Raw genomic sequence first — 15,017 nt, forward strand, 5'->3', positions numbered from 1 at the left:
CGATATCAAGCCTGCATCATCTAAGGCATTGAAAACAAGCATTAAAACAGAATCTTTTCAAGGTCAGAAAGAAAACGGATTGCATGTATATCATTTTCAAAACACGAAAATCAGGAAAAACAAAAAGAATCCCATCCTGATGATCGCCCTTATATCAAGGTTTCACCAGATGGGATTCTTTTCATTATTTGAATTTACAAACTGTCTGCAAAAAGCATCGCAGAGACTTTTCTCAGTATCAGAACTGGAACAAGGCCACAGCCACGATGCGATGATTATCCACACGATGTGTATCTACCACCTTTCCCTTTTCATCGTTGCTGCCATACCATGCATTGCAATAAGAATATTCCAGACCGAACTTCCAGTTAGGCAGATTATAGGAAACCTCCGCAGTAGCCGTAGCCAACTGATCCAGGTTCAGTCCCGTACCGATCAGACCGCTCACCTTTTCTGTTGCTCCCAGATTCTTCAGATAACCGCCGAAGAGACCGCCGCGCCATTTCTTGCCGTACATCACATTTACCCAAGTGTGTGAAGTCTTCAGAGGAGTATATTCCTGCTCTCCGGTTACGGGATCGGTTGCCGTGATACCATAACCACCCACGGTGCTGGTCTGGGTGAGATTAGAGCCCAACACGGATTTGGCGGCCAGCAGGAAGCTTTCTTTCTGATATTTCACATGGGCCTCGTAAGAAAGTGACGTGATGCGTTCATGCACCCGATAGGTCTGCGCCCCTACCTTAGAGGTTGTACGCGGAGTCATGGACATCATCTCCATACCCACTCCAGCCTGCAACTGCGGAGTCTTGTAATCCAGTCCCAGATAGAACTCCGGAGTCAGACTGTTTTTCAGGAAGTCCTGACTCTTCGCGGTTGTCACGGTGCCCACCTCATTGTTGGCCGGTCCTACAGCCAGATACTGCGACTGCCAGATAGCGGCTGCGGTGAGCTGGAACTTCTTCTGATGGAGACGGTAGCGCGCCTGAGGAGCACGGCTGAACGGCTGATAAGGGGCTCCCATATTCAGGTTCATAATGTCCGGAGCCACATCACCGTAGAGCGGATGCCAGGTCTGACCGACCAACAAAGAAGAGTGTTTCTTGAAATCCAGATTGAAGTAAGCATGACGAACACGGATCATCGAATAGCTGGTACCCGAACCACGGAAGTCCACCTCCACTTTTGCCGACGGACGGATGCCGTGACCCAGTTCGGGTCCTTTTACGTCCACACCCAAACGGGTATATAAGGTATAGAAATTACCGTTCGGAGCGCCATTCAAGTCCTCGCCGTTCGGATCTTTTACCTCATCTTTCGGATACATATAAAAGAGTCCGTCCACGGTTTCGGAATTGGAGCGGGTGTTGTAAAACAAATCGGTGCGGATCTGTCCGTAAAACTTATAATCGAAATGCTTTTTCTGAGCACTGGCTGTGCCGGCTGCCAACAAAGCAAAAGCTAAAAATAAACCTGTCTTTTTCATACTCTCATTATTTAATATTGCGCAAATTTAAAGAAAAGAATGGAATAATCGAAAAAGAGCCCCGTTTATCCTGCCCGAATGACGGCGGAAAAGAGAAAAAGAGAAGAAAATTTGCTTTTTCCGTGATTTTAAACTATTTTCGTTATCAACCCCAATAGAAGAAAGGAGGACGATATGGCTACCGTGAATCTATATGAAAGGATTGCACCCGAAACCATCCGGCAACTTCAGGAGCAGGTGGCGCGCTTCAACGAGAACAGGAATGCGCGCAACGGTTATTATGCCATCAGCATTGCCACACCCTACCGCAAATACTACGGTTTGTGGCGCGTCTTTCCCGAAGGGCATCCGCCCGTATTTCTCCGCACCCTGTCCAACCAGTTTACCGAAGCCGTACAAAAAGCCATCGACCTGCTGGAATACAGCAAGGTGGCTCTCACGTGGCTGGACAATTCTTTCTTTATGCCTTATTACGGCAACACGTATGATATTCTTTCGTTCGGCAAGTATCACGGAAAGCATCTTGCCGAGGTGTATTATGTAGATCCCAACTATGTGCTCTGGCTGGCCAACAAGTTTGATCCCGAAAAGAAGCAGCTGAAACAGCTCGTGGAGCTGGCCAAGGACTTTGCCCTGATTCACAGTGAACTCACCCCGCCCCGCAAACGGGTCTATTCTTCTTCCAGCCGCTTTGTGGCCAAGGTGGGAGAAAAGCTGGAGCATCTCAGCGTAAAGATCGTTACCGCCCGCCTTCAGGTCAATACCTTTAAACCGGATTTCTATATCGACCAGTTCGTAACGGCCATAGATCAGGCCAATTGCCGATACAGTTTTGTGGTGAAAGCAACCCACCGGAGCCAGACTCCAAAAGCACTGAGCTGTTACAGTCTGAAGATGACTCCGGGTAAAACGGTTACTATCTTGTCTTGCAAGGTGCTGGAGCACTATGAAAGTCACGGCATCCAATACACCCGGCTGGGCTATCTGAAGTTTGATCCCAAGGAGTTTTAATCCAAGGAAACAGTCTCCAAATCATCGGGCACACAGACTTCTCCGTCGAAAACCTGTGCGGCCTCACGGGTATAGGCCTGTTTTCGTTCATCGAGCGTATGGTCTTCGGTGTGATAAAGCAGCAGGTGCTTCACATTCAGTGTCTGCGCCAGACAACCGGCATCGCGCGCCGTGCTGTGGTGCTTTTCATAAGGAGAAAATTCTTCGCGGTCGCGATACAGACAGAAGGCCTCGCAGAGCAACCAATCCACTCCTTCTACCGATGACCGGTTCAGTTCGTTGAAAGGCTCGTCACCCAGGCAGGCCAATGTAGTTCCGTCTGCAAATGTTGCCCGGAAACCGAACTGTTTTTCCTTGCGTGAATGGATATCAAAGCTCTGGAAACGAATGCCGCATTCGGTAAACCCGTCGCCGTCGGTCAGTTCGTGAAAGACAATGCCGCAGTCCAACTGTGCCTGAATCTTAGGCGGAAGGGTCAGCGAACAGATGGTTCTCAGTGTATGAATCACTTTGTCGTGCGTATAGATGCGCAGCGTTCCCGTATAGCGTTTCTGATTGATCATCTGAGCGATGGTACGGATAATCCACACCACGCCAAACAGATGGTCGGTATGGGTGTGCGTCACAAACAGCGCGTGAATGTCTTTACAACTCACGTTTACGGCATCCAGTTGGTTAAGTACCGTATTTCCACCCCCGCCGTCCACCAGAAAATACTCCGCTTCGTTGCGAATCAGAAAACAGGTGTTATAGCAATGCCGGGCAGCGGCATTTCCCGTGCCCAGCATAATCAGTTCCTTACTCATGGTCGTTCCGCTTATTTGCTTTCGTTGCGACATTCCTCAAAATGCAGATGGAAGCCCACCACGGCTTCGATACCCTTGCGGATCATATCCACCGACATGCTTTCATTCGGGGAGTGGATGGCATTGGTTTCCAGTCCGAAGCCCATCAGCACGGTCTTGATGCCCAGAATACGTTCAAAGTCGCTGATAATTGGAATACTTCCTCCACGACGCACCGCCAGCGGTTTCTTGCCGAAAGCTTCCTCAAAACCAAGTGCCGCAGCTTTATAAGCCGGCAGACTTACCGGACATACATAGCCTTCTCCTCCGTGCATCGGAGTTACCTTTACCTGCACGCATTCGGGAGCCAGACTCTCGAAATATTCTGTAAACAGGCGGCTGATCTCGTCATGCTGCTGATGGGGCACCAGACGGCAGGAGATCTTGGCATAGGCTTTCGACGGCAATACGGTTTTTGAACCCGTACCGGTATATCCGCCCCAGATGCCGCATACATCAAACGACGGGCGACAACTGTTGCGCTCCAGAGTGACATATCCTTCTTCACCGCGCAGGGCCTTCACGCCAATCGCATTCTTATAGACTTCTTCATCAAACGGAATGTGTGAAATCATATCTCGTTCTTCAGCAGAGAGTTCCTCCACCTTATCGTAGAAATGAGGAATGGTGATGCGTCCGTGCTCATCGGTCATCTTGCTGATCATTTCACAAAGCACGTTTATCGGGTTGGCCACCGCACCGCCAAAGTGTCCGGAGTGCAAATCGCGGTTGGGTCCGGTAACTTCCACTTCCCAATAAGCCAGTCCGCGAAGACCGGTAGTGAGCGAAGGCAAGTCCTCGCGCAGCATACTGGTATCCGACACCAGAATCACATCGGCCTGAAGCAGTTCCTTATGATCCTGCAAGAACTGGTTCAGACTGGGCGAGCCGATTTCCTCCTCACCCTCGAAAATGAATTTCATGTTGTGGCGCAACAGACCGTGGCGCACCAGATATTCAAAAGCCTTGACCTGAATCATGGCCTGTCCCTTATCGTCATCCGCTCCACGGGCCCAGATGCGTCCGTCACGGATTTCAGGTTCAAAAGGATTGCTCTTCCACAGTTCCAGAGGCTCGGCAGGCATCACGTCGTAATGGGCATAGACCAACACCGTGGGCAGTCCCTCACCTACTTTCTTTTCGGCATACACCATCGGATTACCGGCTGACGGCATCACACGGGCCTCATCGACACCAGCCTCCAGCAGCAAGGTTTTCCAACGCTCGGCACAAGCCCACATGTCGTCCTTGTGTTCGGGCAGGGCGCTGATACTCGGTATGCGGATCAGACTGAACAACTCCTCCAAAAAGCGGTTCTCATTCTCCTGGATATATTCTTTGATACTCATAGCTAAAATATTTATGGGTTTATGTTTTCTTTTTCTATCATGGGCTCCGGATGATTATTTCACCGGTTCCGTATGAATGGCCGACACAGGCAATTGTACTTCGCCGAAATCGAGCATGGCATTAAACAGGGTGATGGACTGATAGCCCGGCAAATCTTCCAGACGGATGGTGCGGGGCTTCAGCAAACCATTGCGCAACAAACGGCTGCGATGTGTGCCTTCCAGCAAAGGAATCTCGGGGGTGTGCCATTCACTTCCGTTCCATAAAGCCACATTGGCAATGGAAGTATCCGTCAAAACTCCGTCGTTGAACAGCAACACGTCATCGGCATCTCCCCGCCGGGCAAACAGAGCATCCAACACACTCCGGTCGGCATACTTATAATGATAATCCACTCCGGAAGTCTCCACGCACTGCAAGGAACGCACCATTCGCGGGTGATACGCAAAATACTCCACGCACTGAATCTCCCGGCCATAAGTCACCCGGCAACGCACACGCCCGGACATCTGTTCCGGATGCATATAATCAGCCAAGCGCAACGGCGGTTCCCCGGGCCAGAAATGCTCCCGAGTGGCATTCATCCGTTTTTCATGATCTTCCGGAAAACGGACCTCGCCATTCTCCAGACGAATCGTTTCAATGAATCGGCACATATATTTTCTGAATTACTTCCTGATATTCTTTATCGGGTTCGCTTTGGAAAGTGATTCCCCCTCCACTCTTATAGCAGAACGAACCGTCGGGCATCTGCTCCACAAAACGGATCATCACCGCACTGTCCAGATGCTCCCCATCGAAAATGCCCATCACACCCGTATAGAATCCGCGTTCGTAATGTTCGGCCGTACGGATAATCTCCACAGTCTTCTTTTTCGGCGCTCCGGTAATGGAACCTGCCGGAAGGAGTTCAAACAGCATGCTGCCCAACCGGTTTCGGTATTCCGGTGTCAGAGTGCCGACAATCTCACTGCTCATCTGCAACAACGGACCGCGATGGGTCGGGATTTCGTCGATATAGGCATATCGTTCCACCGTTACCTGCTCGGCCACACGACTCAGATCGTTACGGATCAGGTCGGTAATCGTGGCATGCTCGGCCCGCTCTTTCGGGTCGTTGCGTAAAAGTTCCCGGGCATTCGGCAAACGGGCGTCGAGTGTTCCTTTCATCGGAAAAGAACGGATCTTTCCTTCAGCCACCTGCACGAAGATCTCCGGCGAGAACACCACAAAACAGTCTTTCAGCCACAGGCGGTAAGGAGCACGTGCCGCACGGAAAATCTGTCGGAGCGACCAGTTTGTCCGCACCGGAGTGGCCACGGTCAGATTCGTCAGAAATGAGTTTCCGGCATGCAGTTGTTCAAAGACATAGTCAAAGGACTGCCGGTAAGTTTCGTATGTTTCGGGCTGCAGGTTCCATTCCAAAGGCGGCAGCGGAGCGGTATCCTTCTCCCTCCAGTTCGTCATGCCCCGGAAATCATATCCCAGCTCTTCCGGATCAATCTCATCGAGCGACAGTACCAGACATTCTGTTCCTTCAAAATCAATCAGAAACAGGAAGGGCTTTTTCTGCGCGCCCCACTCGTCCATCCGGCGCATGGCCTCACGACCGTCTATATATTGGTTTGTCATAAAAATAATCTTTGGTTACAGACTCGTAATCACCCGGTCACCGCGTTCCTTGGCCAACGTGCTTTCCACCTCTTTCACCTCCATATAGTGTTTCATCACTTTCATATACGCCTCCTTGTCTTTCAGAATCAGCGGATCGCGCAGGCGGTTCAGAATTCCTTTCAGTTCCTCGTCGATGATCGCTAACTTGAAATCGGTCATCAGATGACGAACCAGGTCAAAAAGACGGTCTTCGTCGGTGACCAGCTTCTGGTTCTTGGTATGATATTTGCTCAGCTGATACTTGTCACTCGTCAGCTGGAAAGCCAAGGTGCTCACCGCCTGATCGGGATGATTCAGGAAATAACGCTGCGCCGAGAAATCCGGTTCACGGAAATGTTCCAACGCCTCATCCAGAATGCGCTGATGCAAAGCCACCTGAAAATTCAGTTTGTCTTCCTGAAGGGCGTAGTAGATGAATTCCACCACGGTGAAGGGCACTTCCTGCCCCTGCTCGTCTTCCACATAGCAGACAATATACTCTCCATAGCGGATCAGCACCTGAACCAGCAGCAGTTCTTTCTGATAGAAGGCCATGTTATGACCGTTCTGTCCCTTCTGGATATAGGAAAGAAACTGAGTACTTTCCTCAGCCGATTGCTCCTCGGCTTTTGCTTCGGGCTGTGTCTCGACCGGAGTATCGGGTTGCGGGTTCTGAGGCATTGCCCCCTCAGCCGGTTCCACGGGTGCTCCCGCAGCAGATGCAGGCTCATCAGATGCTGTGCTATTCGAAACAACAGGTGCAGTCTGTTCGCGCCGTTCCTCATTCTGACGGCGTTTCTTCTGCTCGGTGCGGTACACGGACATCTGTTTGTTGATGGCCGAAACCAACACTTTTTCCTCCATTCCCAGCATGGCCGCCGTTTCGCGGGTGTAGAGTGTACGCATAATCTCGTCGGGAACCACGGCAATACTGCACACAATGCTGTGCACCAGTCGGGAGAGTTTTATCGGATCGCCCTGAGCTTCCTGCAAAAGCAAGTCGGTCTTGAATTTGATAAAGTCCACCTGATGCTCCTTCAGATAAGCCTGATATTCGGTAGCCGTACGATTACGCGCAAAGCTGTCCGGATCATCCCCATCGGGCAAAAGCAACACTTTCACGTTCATACCCTCGGCCAGCAGCATGTCGATACCTCGCTCGGAAGCCTTGATACCGGCCGCGTCACCGTCGTAGAGCACCGTGATGTTCTCCGTAAAACGGTGAATCATCTGAATCTGCTGCTGTGTCAGTGCCGTACCCGAAGAAGAAACCACATGCTCCACGCCCATCTGATGCATCGAAATCACATCGGTATATCCCTCAACCAGAAAGCAAAGGTCGTTCTTCACGATGGCCTGCTTGGCCTGAAAAAGACCGTAAAGCTCCTTTTTCTTGGAATAGATGGACGACTCGGGAGAGTTCTGATACTTCATGTTCACGCCCTTGGTGGCCTGATCGAGTACACGACCGCCAAAGCCCACCACCTTACCGCTCACCGTGTGAATCGGGAAGATGACGCGCCCCCAGAAACGGTCCTTCAGTCCGCCGTGTTCCTGTTTGATGCACAAACCGGTTTTGACCAGATATTCCTCCCGGAATCCCTTGGCCAAAGCTTCACGCGCCAACGCGTCTTTCTGCATCGGACTGAAGCCCAACTGAAAGCGTTTGATGATGTCGTCCCGGAAACCGCGCGAGCGGAAATATGCCATTCCAATGGCACGGCCGTCCACCGTGTCATACAACTGTTGCTCAAAATAGTCGCGGGCCCACTCATTCACCACAAACATACTCTCACGCTCGCTCTGGGCCAGTTTCTCCTGATCGGTCAGTTCGCGTTCCTGAATCTCGATGTGATATTTCCGGGCCAGATAGCGCAAGGCATCGGGATAGGACAACTGTTCGTGCTCCATGATGAAGTGCACGGCATTACCTCCCTTTCCGCAAGCAAAACACTTGCAGAGACCTTTTGCCGGCGACACCACAAACGAAGGGGTACGGTCGTCGTGAAACGGACACAACCCCTTATAGTTCACTCCGGCACGCCGCAGCGTCACAAAGTCGGAAACCACATCAACGATTTGAGCCGCATCCATGATGCGCTCCACCGTAGCTCTGTCAATCATATTTCTTTATCTCCGTTTGTTTTAAGACCAAATTGTAGCCACAATCTTCCGCGCTCCGCCGTGATTGCGGAACTCACACAGATAAATACCCTGCCAGGTGCCCAGATTCAGGCGGCCGTTGGTGATGGGTATGGAAAGCGATACCCCGGTCAGGCTCGATTTGGCATGACTGGGCATATCGTCCGGCCCTTCGTCCGTATGGATGTAATAAGGAGCATTCTCGGGCACCATCCGGTCGTAGATTCCGGCCAGATCGGTCCGCACACTCGGATCAAAGTTTTCATTGATAGTCAGCGCGCAGCTGGTGTGCTTGACAAACAGGTGCAACACACCCTGCCGGGGCAGAGCAGGCAAATGACTGAGCACTTCTTCCGTAACCAAATGAAAGCCACGGCGCTGAGGTCTTAAAGCAAATTCTATTTGTTCAATCATATTGAGTCTTGAAAATACTAGGTACAAACTTACGGATTTTCTGTGGAATTTCCTTGGAAAACAGTGATTAGAAACAGACAAAACAGAAACAAATCCGGATTTCAAGATACAATACAGCAAAAGGTCACTTCACGCAAACCGGTTATTTTGTCTATGATTCATAAAATTCCAGCCCGGTGACATTCTGGTGTACCGACCAGACTAAAGCAATATACAGTCACCTGAATCATGCAGGCTTTGCCAACCCGAATTTATCCCGGTGGGCAAAGCCTGTTTGCATATCTATAAGCGGAAAAAACTTACCACGACGCATACATCACACAAAAAAACAGAAAATCTGAAGGTTTTATCAAGAATGCTTTTAAATTTGCACCTTGTAAACCCTAAAATCATAAAATCAAACACTATGAAACTTTTCAATGTCCTATTGTTCTCCAGTCTGTTGCTCTCCGGAACAGAACTGGCTGCCGAAGAGAACACACGCTGGCAAATAGCCCCCGACAGCAGTATTGTATGGCAAGGAAACCAAGGTATTCCTCATCAGGATCATCTGGAAATGAGCGGAAAGACCGTTTCCGTCGTCCTGCGCTATGGAATAGACAGTCAGGGACAGTTCCAAATCAACAAAAGCATGGTATGGCCTTTGCTCCGCACCATCCCCAACAACACTCATGCCAGCCTGATGCGACGCTATGACTGGAACACGCTGGACTGCATCACCGTAAACGGACAAAGCCTTCTTTCGGGCGAGAAAGTGCAGGAAATCAAAATCAAAGGTAACCTGTCCGTCAAGAGCCAGGCACAAGGAAGAGGCGGACAGTGGGAAATCATCCGCGAATATTTCCCCTCGACCGAACACCCGGCTTTCATGGAGTCCTACAAAATCGTCAATCATGGAAAAGGGAATCTGACCATTGAGATTCCCCAAAACGAATTTACTGCAAAGACCAACCCGAAACAGGGAGTAAAGGGTGCCTATACCATTACGGGAAAGACGTATAACACAGGATGCCACACACTCTCTCCGGGAGATACCCTTTCTTTCGGAGCCTCGCTCTCGGCTTATGCAGGAACCGTGCCGGCACAACTTCTGCCTGTGGCCGAAGAAAAATCCAAGCGTGACTCTCTGGTGCGCCTTTGGATGAGCCGACAGCTCATTCTGGACACTCCCGACCCGGTGATCAACCAGATGTTTGCCTTCTCCAAAATCCGTGCCTGCGAAAGCATTTACGAAACCCAAGGCGGACCGATGCACGGTCCCGGTGGGGAATCCTACTATGCGGCCATCTGGGCCAACGACCAGGCCGAATATGTCAATCCTTATTTCCCGTTCGTGGGATATGACTACGGAAACGAGTCGGCCAGAAACGCTTTCCGGCACTTTGCCCGTTTCATGAACGAAGCCTGGAAACCGATTCCCAGCTCCATCATTGCCGAAGGACTGGACATCTGGAACGGTGCCGGCGACCGGGGAGATGCAGCCATGATTGCCTATGGAGCAGCCCGCTATGCGCTGGCTTTGGGCGACAGAAAAACAGCCGAAGAATTGTGGCCGCTCATCACCTGGTGCCTGGAATACTGCCAAAGGAATCTGAATGAAAAGGGCGTGGTGGCTTCGGACACGGACGAACTGGAAAACCGTTTCCCGTCGGGAGACGCCAACCTGTGCACTTCATCTTTATATTATGATGCCCTGCTCTCGGCATCTTATCTGGCCGAAGAACTCCAGAAAGGCAAGAAAACTGCTGCCACCTATCAAAAGCAGGCCAAAGAGCTGAGACAGCATATCGAGGAATATTTTGGGGCGACCGTAGAAGGCTTCAACACGTATGCCTATTATCAGGGCAACGATGTGCTCCGTTCCTGGATCTGCATCCCGCTGACGGTGGGCATCTATGAACGCGCTCAGGCCACCATCGACGCGCTGTTCTCTCCGCGCCTGTGGACCGAAAACGGACTGCTGACTCAGGCCGGAAGCAAGACTTTCTGGGACCGCTCCACCCTATATGCCTTGCGCGGCGTATACGCAGCCGGCGAAACCGAAAAGGCTACGGACTATCTGCACCGCTACTCTGCCGTGCGTCTTTTGGGAGAACATGTCCCCTATGCCATTGAGGCCTGGCCTGAAGGCGAACAAAGACATCTGTCTGCCGAAAGTGGACTGTATGGCCGCATCATCACCGAAGGTATTTTCGGCATCCGGCCCTGCGGTTTCAAGTCATTCAATCTGACTCCCCGCTTGCCTCAAAACTGGCAAAAGATGTCTCTGCGCCGTATCGGTGCTTTCCAGAGTACTTTCGATCTGGAAATCTCCCGACTTCCGAAAAACAAACTGAAAGTCAGAGTCATTCAAGAAGGAAAGGTCAAGGAATACACCATCAAGGAATCGGAAACCGTCAGAATCCGACTTACTTAAAAGGTACCTTTTCATTGGCCATTTTCCACATGTTCAGGAAAGAGGCCTTGGTAATGTTCACCACTTTGTCCCAATTGATTTTATCCGTGTGGTCGCCCGGCTGATGATAGTCCGGGTGACCGCCGGTATGATACCAGATGATGGGAATGTTGCGCAAAGCGAAAGAAGCATTGTCACTGCCACCCACCGGTTTGTCCCACGGACGGTAATCAGGAGCCAGTTTCAGGTCATATTTCCGCACATCTTCCTTAAGCCACTGACCGAATGCCGGACAGGCCTCCGTGTAAAAATAAGTCACCTGCTCCGGATGCGCCTCATCACTGTTACGGCCGATCATGTCAAAATTCAGATAACCCTTTACACAATCCATCTTCGGAAAACGGTCGGCAAAGGCCCGGGAACCCAGCAATCCTTTTTCCTCACCGTCCCAAAAGGCAAAAATCACGGTGCGCTCCGGCTTTTTTCCGGTAGCCAGAAAGGCACGGGCTATCTGCAACACAGCCGAAACACCGGAAGCATTGTCGTCCGCTCCATTGTAAATCCGGTCACCGGCCAGAAACGGATCGGTTCCCAGATGGTCGTAATGCGCGCCGACAATCACGATTTCATTGGGATTCTTGCCCTCAATCATGCCCAGCACATTGTTTAAAGACAAAAGCTGAAAGGCCGCTCCCGAACGGCGCATCGCAGCCACGGAATCGGGATGCACCTGCCAGCGCCCTCCTTTCTGCTGACGCTCCGGATGACAGGCCTCAAAAGGATGCAGATAGCTTCCGTCCAAAGGACGGATTCCCAAGGTCTGCAATTGCGCCACCAGATATTGTCCGGCAATGTGCCCTCCGGCCGTTCCGGCCTCGCGGCCCTGCAAATCATCACTGGCCAGAAAACCGACATGCGCCTGCGCCGTAGTCTGGTTTATGGTTTTCAATCCTTTCTCTTCGGGAGTTTCTGCATGCACGGCGGTTGCCATAGAAAGAAAGGCGCATGCCACAGCCCATCCGTATTTTTTTCCAATCATAGTATTTGTTTTTCTATATTTATGAAAAGTAATCATTTACCGTGCAAAGATAGCTGACAAATTGATATATCCGGACCGTGAGAATGCTTTTTTTCGGACAGGAATACAGAAACATTTCATTTTTGCAAGTCTCAGCGCGTGACCCAAACACAAAAAGAAAGAGGCAAAAAGGGAACCCAATCAAAAATCATTTTTTCGAAACATCTCAAGAGATAAATGCATCAAAAACAGCGGAAAACACAGCTATTTATCAGAAAGAAAAATCACCGATTTTTTCTCTAATAAGAGTGATTCCGGCAGTTCGGAAGCCACCATCCCTCCAATTACGGCCAGTAATCCCTGCCTCCACCCCCGATTTTCTTAAAAATCATCCCATCATTCCGGTTTTTCTTGTGTCCGGAACTCATTAAATTCATCAGCATCAAATCTGCAAAACATCGAAAACAAATAAAAAATCGGTCCGCTTCTTTTTTAAAAAGCAGACCGATTTCTCTAATATCGCTCTTTTAGAATCTTTTTTGCTCCCCAAAGGGAAAGGATGCAGTTACCGAAAATGAGGTTTTAAAAACAATATGATTCCCATATCCCCTTAAAGACTATTCTTTTGTCAGCTCCTAGTAAGCATATTTCAGCCATCCCCAACCTTTCTTTTCAGACAGGAACAAAAGCAGTCGGGAGAAAAGCAGACAGCAGCACAGCACCAAGGCATACTTCAGCAAAGGATGCACCGGCACAACATGTTTGTTGACCAGAACCAGCACAAAAACGAAAACAAAGTGTGAGAAATAAAACAGGGTGCTGTAGACGCGCAACCGGCGATAAGGCAACGGCCAGGTGCACTTTTTCTGAAGCAACCACACAAACAAAAGCAGAACCATAGGCTGCAACAGGAAATAAACATCCGTCTTGTCCAGTTGCAACTGTACGGAAGCATAAGCCGCCTGCACTCCGAACACCTCACAACAAACCAATAAAAACGCTACGGGCAGCAGGACACGCAACCGATCCGGCGTGAAAATCTCAAGCACTGTCTGCCGGGAACGGGCCACCCAGAAGCCGAGCACGCACGGCAGCAGGGCCGACATCCACGACAGTTCCATACTGCCTATCCAGCGGCAATAACCGTCCACTCCATGCTGCACGACCGATGGCAGAAAGGCGTAATAGTAGGAGGAGCCTACCGCCAGCAAATAAAAGAAAGCACCCAAAACCAACAAAACAGCGAAGCGCATCCGCCGGGCCAGCAACCAGGTCAGCAAGATGCACTGCATCAAGGCCATCAGAAACCAGGAGCCGCCGAAGGTGGAGCCAAACAGAAAGTTGCGCAACAGCATCAGCAGATTGTGGCCAAAAGGCGTTTCGGGCTCTATGAAGGCATGCAGACAAGTAATCGGAAACTCCACCACAAACCAAAAAAGATACAGAATCCCCATGCGCCGCAGATAGTGACTCAGTTCCTTCTTCCCCGGATTCTTGCTGAAAAAGAAGAACGAACTAGTGATAAAGAAAAAAGGAACGGCCATACGGGCAAACACATCAATGACTACCGTTTGTGTCAAGCCGCTGAAAGGCTGTGCATGAATGGCCACCACAAATATCGCCGCAACGAACTTGGCCAAATCAATGGAAGAATAATTTTGAGTACTTGTCATATCATCACACGTATTGTTTCAAAAACTCCCGTCTTTTGTGTCAGAGCGACAAAAGACGGGAGTCACAAATTCCGGATTCTCTGCCCTTATGCCTTGTGAAGCGTAAGCTGCGGGAACGGGAAATTAATATTCTGCTTGTTAAACTCGTTATAGATATTCTTTCTTACTTCGAAATTGACATCCCAATAATCGGCTGCGGCTACCCATACTCGGATGGTCACATCCACGCTGCTGGCCGACAGGGCATTCAGAGCCACCACCGGAGCCGGATCTTTCAGAATACGGGAATCGGCATCCAACAGACCGCGCACCACGCGCTCTACTTTGGCCAGATCCTCACCGTAATCCACACCGACTACCCACTCGATGCGGCGGGTTTCCTTACGGCTGTAATTGATAACCACTCCACTGCTCAAATTGCCATTCGGAATGTAAACGACCTTATTGTCTGCCATCGTCAGGATGGTGTGGAATATCTGAATTTCTGATACTGTGCCCGATACGCCCTGAGCTTCAATCCAATCGCCCACCTTATAAGGCTTGAACAGCAGTACAATCAGTCCACCGGCAAAGTTCTGCAAGTTTCCGGAAAGCGCCATACCGATAGCCACACCGGCTGATGCCAGCAAGGCGGCAAACGAAGTGGTATTTACTCCCAAAGCACCCACAACCGATACAATCAGCAACAGGGTGAGCAGAATGTTGACCAGACTCTTCAGGAAAGTCTTGATCGTCACGTCAATCTTGCGCTTTTCCAAAATCTGGGCAAAGAACTTGTTAAGCATCGAAATGAGGAAGCGCCCCACGATGAATACAATAATTGCCACCAGAATGTTTTTACCCGCTGATATGGACATATCGATCAACTTGTCCAAAATCATGTCGAATCTTCCCGATGAAACCATCTTTTCGGTTTCCTTCACTGCCTCGGCAGCCGCCGTAGCAGTCTCCAATAAATTAATCATAGTTTTTGTTTGAATTAGTTTAGATTGCAAATATAAAAAGAAAATTTGATAGTATTCCAAACATT

Annotated in this window: 12 protein-coding genes; 2 read left to right on the forward strand and 10 right to left on the reverse strand. The window is 50.2% G+C overall.

What is annotated here, in order from left to right; all coding sequences use genetic code 11:
* Positions 1-238: 238 nt before the first annotated feature.
* Positions 239-1,486, reverse strand: a complete 1,248-nt coding sequence (locus tag DXA74_RS01930) for a hypothetical protein (RefSeq protein ID WP_118525147.1) — start codon at positions 1,484-1,486, stop codon at positions 239-241.
* A gap of 174 nt (positions 1,487-1,660) precedes the next feature.
* On the opposite strand from DXA74_RS01930, the gene DXA74_RS01935 reads away from it, so the two are divergent.
* A complete protein-coding gene (locus DXA74_RS01935; RefSeq protein ID WP_233550415.1) occupies positions 1,661-2,497 on the forward strand; it encodes a hypothetical protein in 837 nt (278 codons plus the stop codon).
* Here DXA74_RS01935 and DXA74_RS01940 read toward each other — a convergent pair.
* Genes DXA74_RS01940 through DXA74_RS01965 form a run of 6 tightly spaced genes read right to left on the reverse strand, consistent with a single transcriptional unit; the run spans position 2,494 to position 8,901 of the window.
* A complete protein-coding gene (locus DXA74_RS01940) occupies positions 2,494-3,303 on the reverse strand; it encodes an MBL fold metallo-hydrolase (RefSeq protein WP_118525148.1) in 810 nt (269 codons plus the stop codon). The genes DXA74_RS01935 and DXA74_RS01940 overlap by 4 nt on opposite strands.
* Positions 3,304-3,314: 11 nt before the next feature.
* Positions 3,315-4,691 (reverse strand): dipeptidase, encoded by a 1,377-nt coding sequence (locus tag DXA74_RS01945; RefSeq protein ID WP_118525149.1) that lies wholly within the window; start codon positions 4,689-4,691, stop codon positions 3,315-3,317.
* 54 nt (positions 4,692-4,745) lie between these two features.
* Positions 4,746-5,348: an aminotransferase class IV family protein gene (locus DXA74_RS01950; protein ID WP_118525150.1), complete on the reverse strand. Its 603-nt coding sequence runs from the start codon at positions 5,346-5,348 to the stop codon at positions 4,746-4,748.
* Entirely contained in the window at positions 5,332-6,324 is a 993-nt protein-coding gene (locus tag DXA74_RS01955) for an aminodeoxychorismate synthase component I (protein ID WP_118525151.1), read from the reverse strand. The genes DXA74_RS01950 and DXA74_RS01955 overlap by 17 nt, the downstream gene beginning before the upstream one ends.
* Positions 6,325-6,339: 15 nt before the next feature.
* Positions 6,340-8,469, reverse strand: a complete 2,130-nt coding sequence (dnaG, locus tag DXA74_RS01960; protein WP_118525152.1) for a DNA primase — start codon at positions 8,467-8,469, stop codon at positions 6,340-6,342.
* A 21-nt stretch (positions 8,470-8,490) separates the two neighbouring features.
* Entirely contained in the window at positions 8,491-8,901 is a 411-nt protein-coding gene (locus DXA74_RS01965) for a secondary thiamine-phosphate synthase enzyme YjbQ (protein ID WP_118525153.1), read from the reverse strand.
* Between the two features lie 406 nt (positions 8,902-9,307).
* On the opposite strand from DXA74_RS01965, the gene DXA74_RS01970 reads away from it, so the two are divergent.
* Positions 9,308-11,317, forward strand: a complete 2,010-nt coding sequence (locus DXA74_RS01970) for a hypothetical protein (RefSeq protein WP_118525154.1) — start codon at positions 9,308-9,310, stop codon at positions 11,315-11,317.
* Here DXA74_RS01970 and DXA74_RS01975 read toward each other — a convergent pair.
* From DXA74_RS01975 to DXA74_RS01990, 3 genes are all read right to left on the reverse strand, one after another.
* Entirely contained in the window at positions 11,310-12,287 is a 978-nt protein-coding gene (locus DXA74_RS01975; protein ID WP_233550429.1) for a M28 family metallopeptidase, read from the reverse strand. The genes DXA74_RS01970 and DXA74_RS01975 overlap by 8 nt on opposite strands.
* Positions 12,288-12,949: 662 nt before the next feature.
* Positions 12,950-13,987 carry an acyltransferase gene (locus tag DXA74_RS01985; protein ID WP_118525157.1) on the reverse strand — a complete coding sequence of 346 codons (1,038 nt, stop codon included), beginning with the start codon at positions 13,985-13,987 and terminating at the stop codon, positions 12,950-12,952.
* Between the two features lie 86 nt (positions 13,988-14,073).
* Entirely contained in the window at positions 14,074-14,892 is an 819-nt protein-coding gene (locus DXA74_RS01990) for a mechanosensitive ion channel family protein (protein ID WP_233550430.1), read from the reverse strand.
* Positions 14,893-15,017: the final 125 nt, after the last annotated feature.

The organism is Bacteroides sp. OF04-15BH, assembly GCF_003477995.1.
Lineage (GTDB): Bacteria > Bacteroidota > Bacteroidia > Bacteroidales > Bacteroidaceae > Paraprevotella.

Coding starts and splice junctions, on each gene's coding strand:
- DXA74_RS01950 (WP_118525150.1), bottom strand. CDS start 5,348: ATGTGCCGATTCATTGAAACGATTCGTCTGGAGAATGGCGAGGTCCGT.
- DXA74_RS01930 (WP_118525147.1), bottom strand. CDS start 1,486: ATGAAAAAGACAGGTTTATTTTTAGCTTTTGCTTTGTTGGCAGCCGGC.
- dnaG (WP_118525152.1), bottom strand. CDS start 8,469: ATGATTGACAGAGCTACGGTGGAGCGCATCATGGATGCGGCTCAAATC.
- DXA74_RS01935 (WP_233550415.1), top strand. CDS start 1,661: ATGGCTACCGTGAATCTATATGAAAGGATTGCACCCGAAACCATCCGG.
- DXA74_RS01940 (WP_118525148.1), bottom strand. CDS start 3,303: ATGAGTAAGGAACTGATTATGCTGGGCACGGGAAATGCCGCTGCCCGG.
- DXA74_RS01970 (WP_118525154.1), top strand. CDS start 9,308: ATGAAACTTTTCAATGTCCTATTGTTCTCCAGTCTGTTGCTCTCCGGA.
- DXA74_RS01955 (WP_118525151.1), bottom strand. CDS start 6,324: ATGACAAACCAATATATAGACGGTCGTGAGGCCATGCGCCGGATGGAC.
- DXA74_RS01985 (WP_118525157.1), bottom strand. CDS start 13,987: ATGACAAGTACTCAAAATTATTCTTCCATTGATTTGGCCAAGTTCGTT.
- DXA74_RS01990 (WP_233550430.1), bottom strand. CDS start 14,892: ATGGTTTCATCGGGAAGATTCGACATGATTTTGGACAAGTTGATCGAT.
- DXA74_RS01975 (WP_233550429.1), bottom strand. CDS start 12,287: ATGGCAACCGCCGTGCATGCAGAAACTCCCGAAGAGAAAGGATTGAAA.
- DXA74_RS01965 (WP_118525153.1), bottom strand. CDS start 8,901: ATGATTGAACAAATAGAATTTGCTTTAAGACCTCAGCGCCGTGGCTTT.
- DXA74_RS01945 (WP_118525149.1), bottom strand. CDS start 4,691: ATGAGTATCAAAGAATATATCCAGGAGAATGAGAACCGCTTTTTGGAG.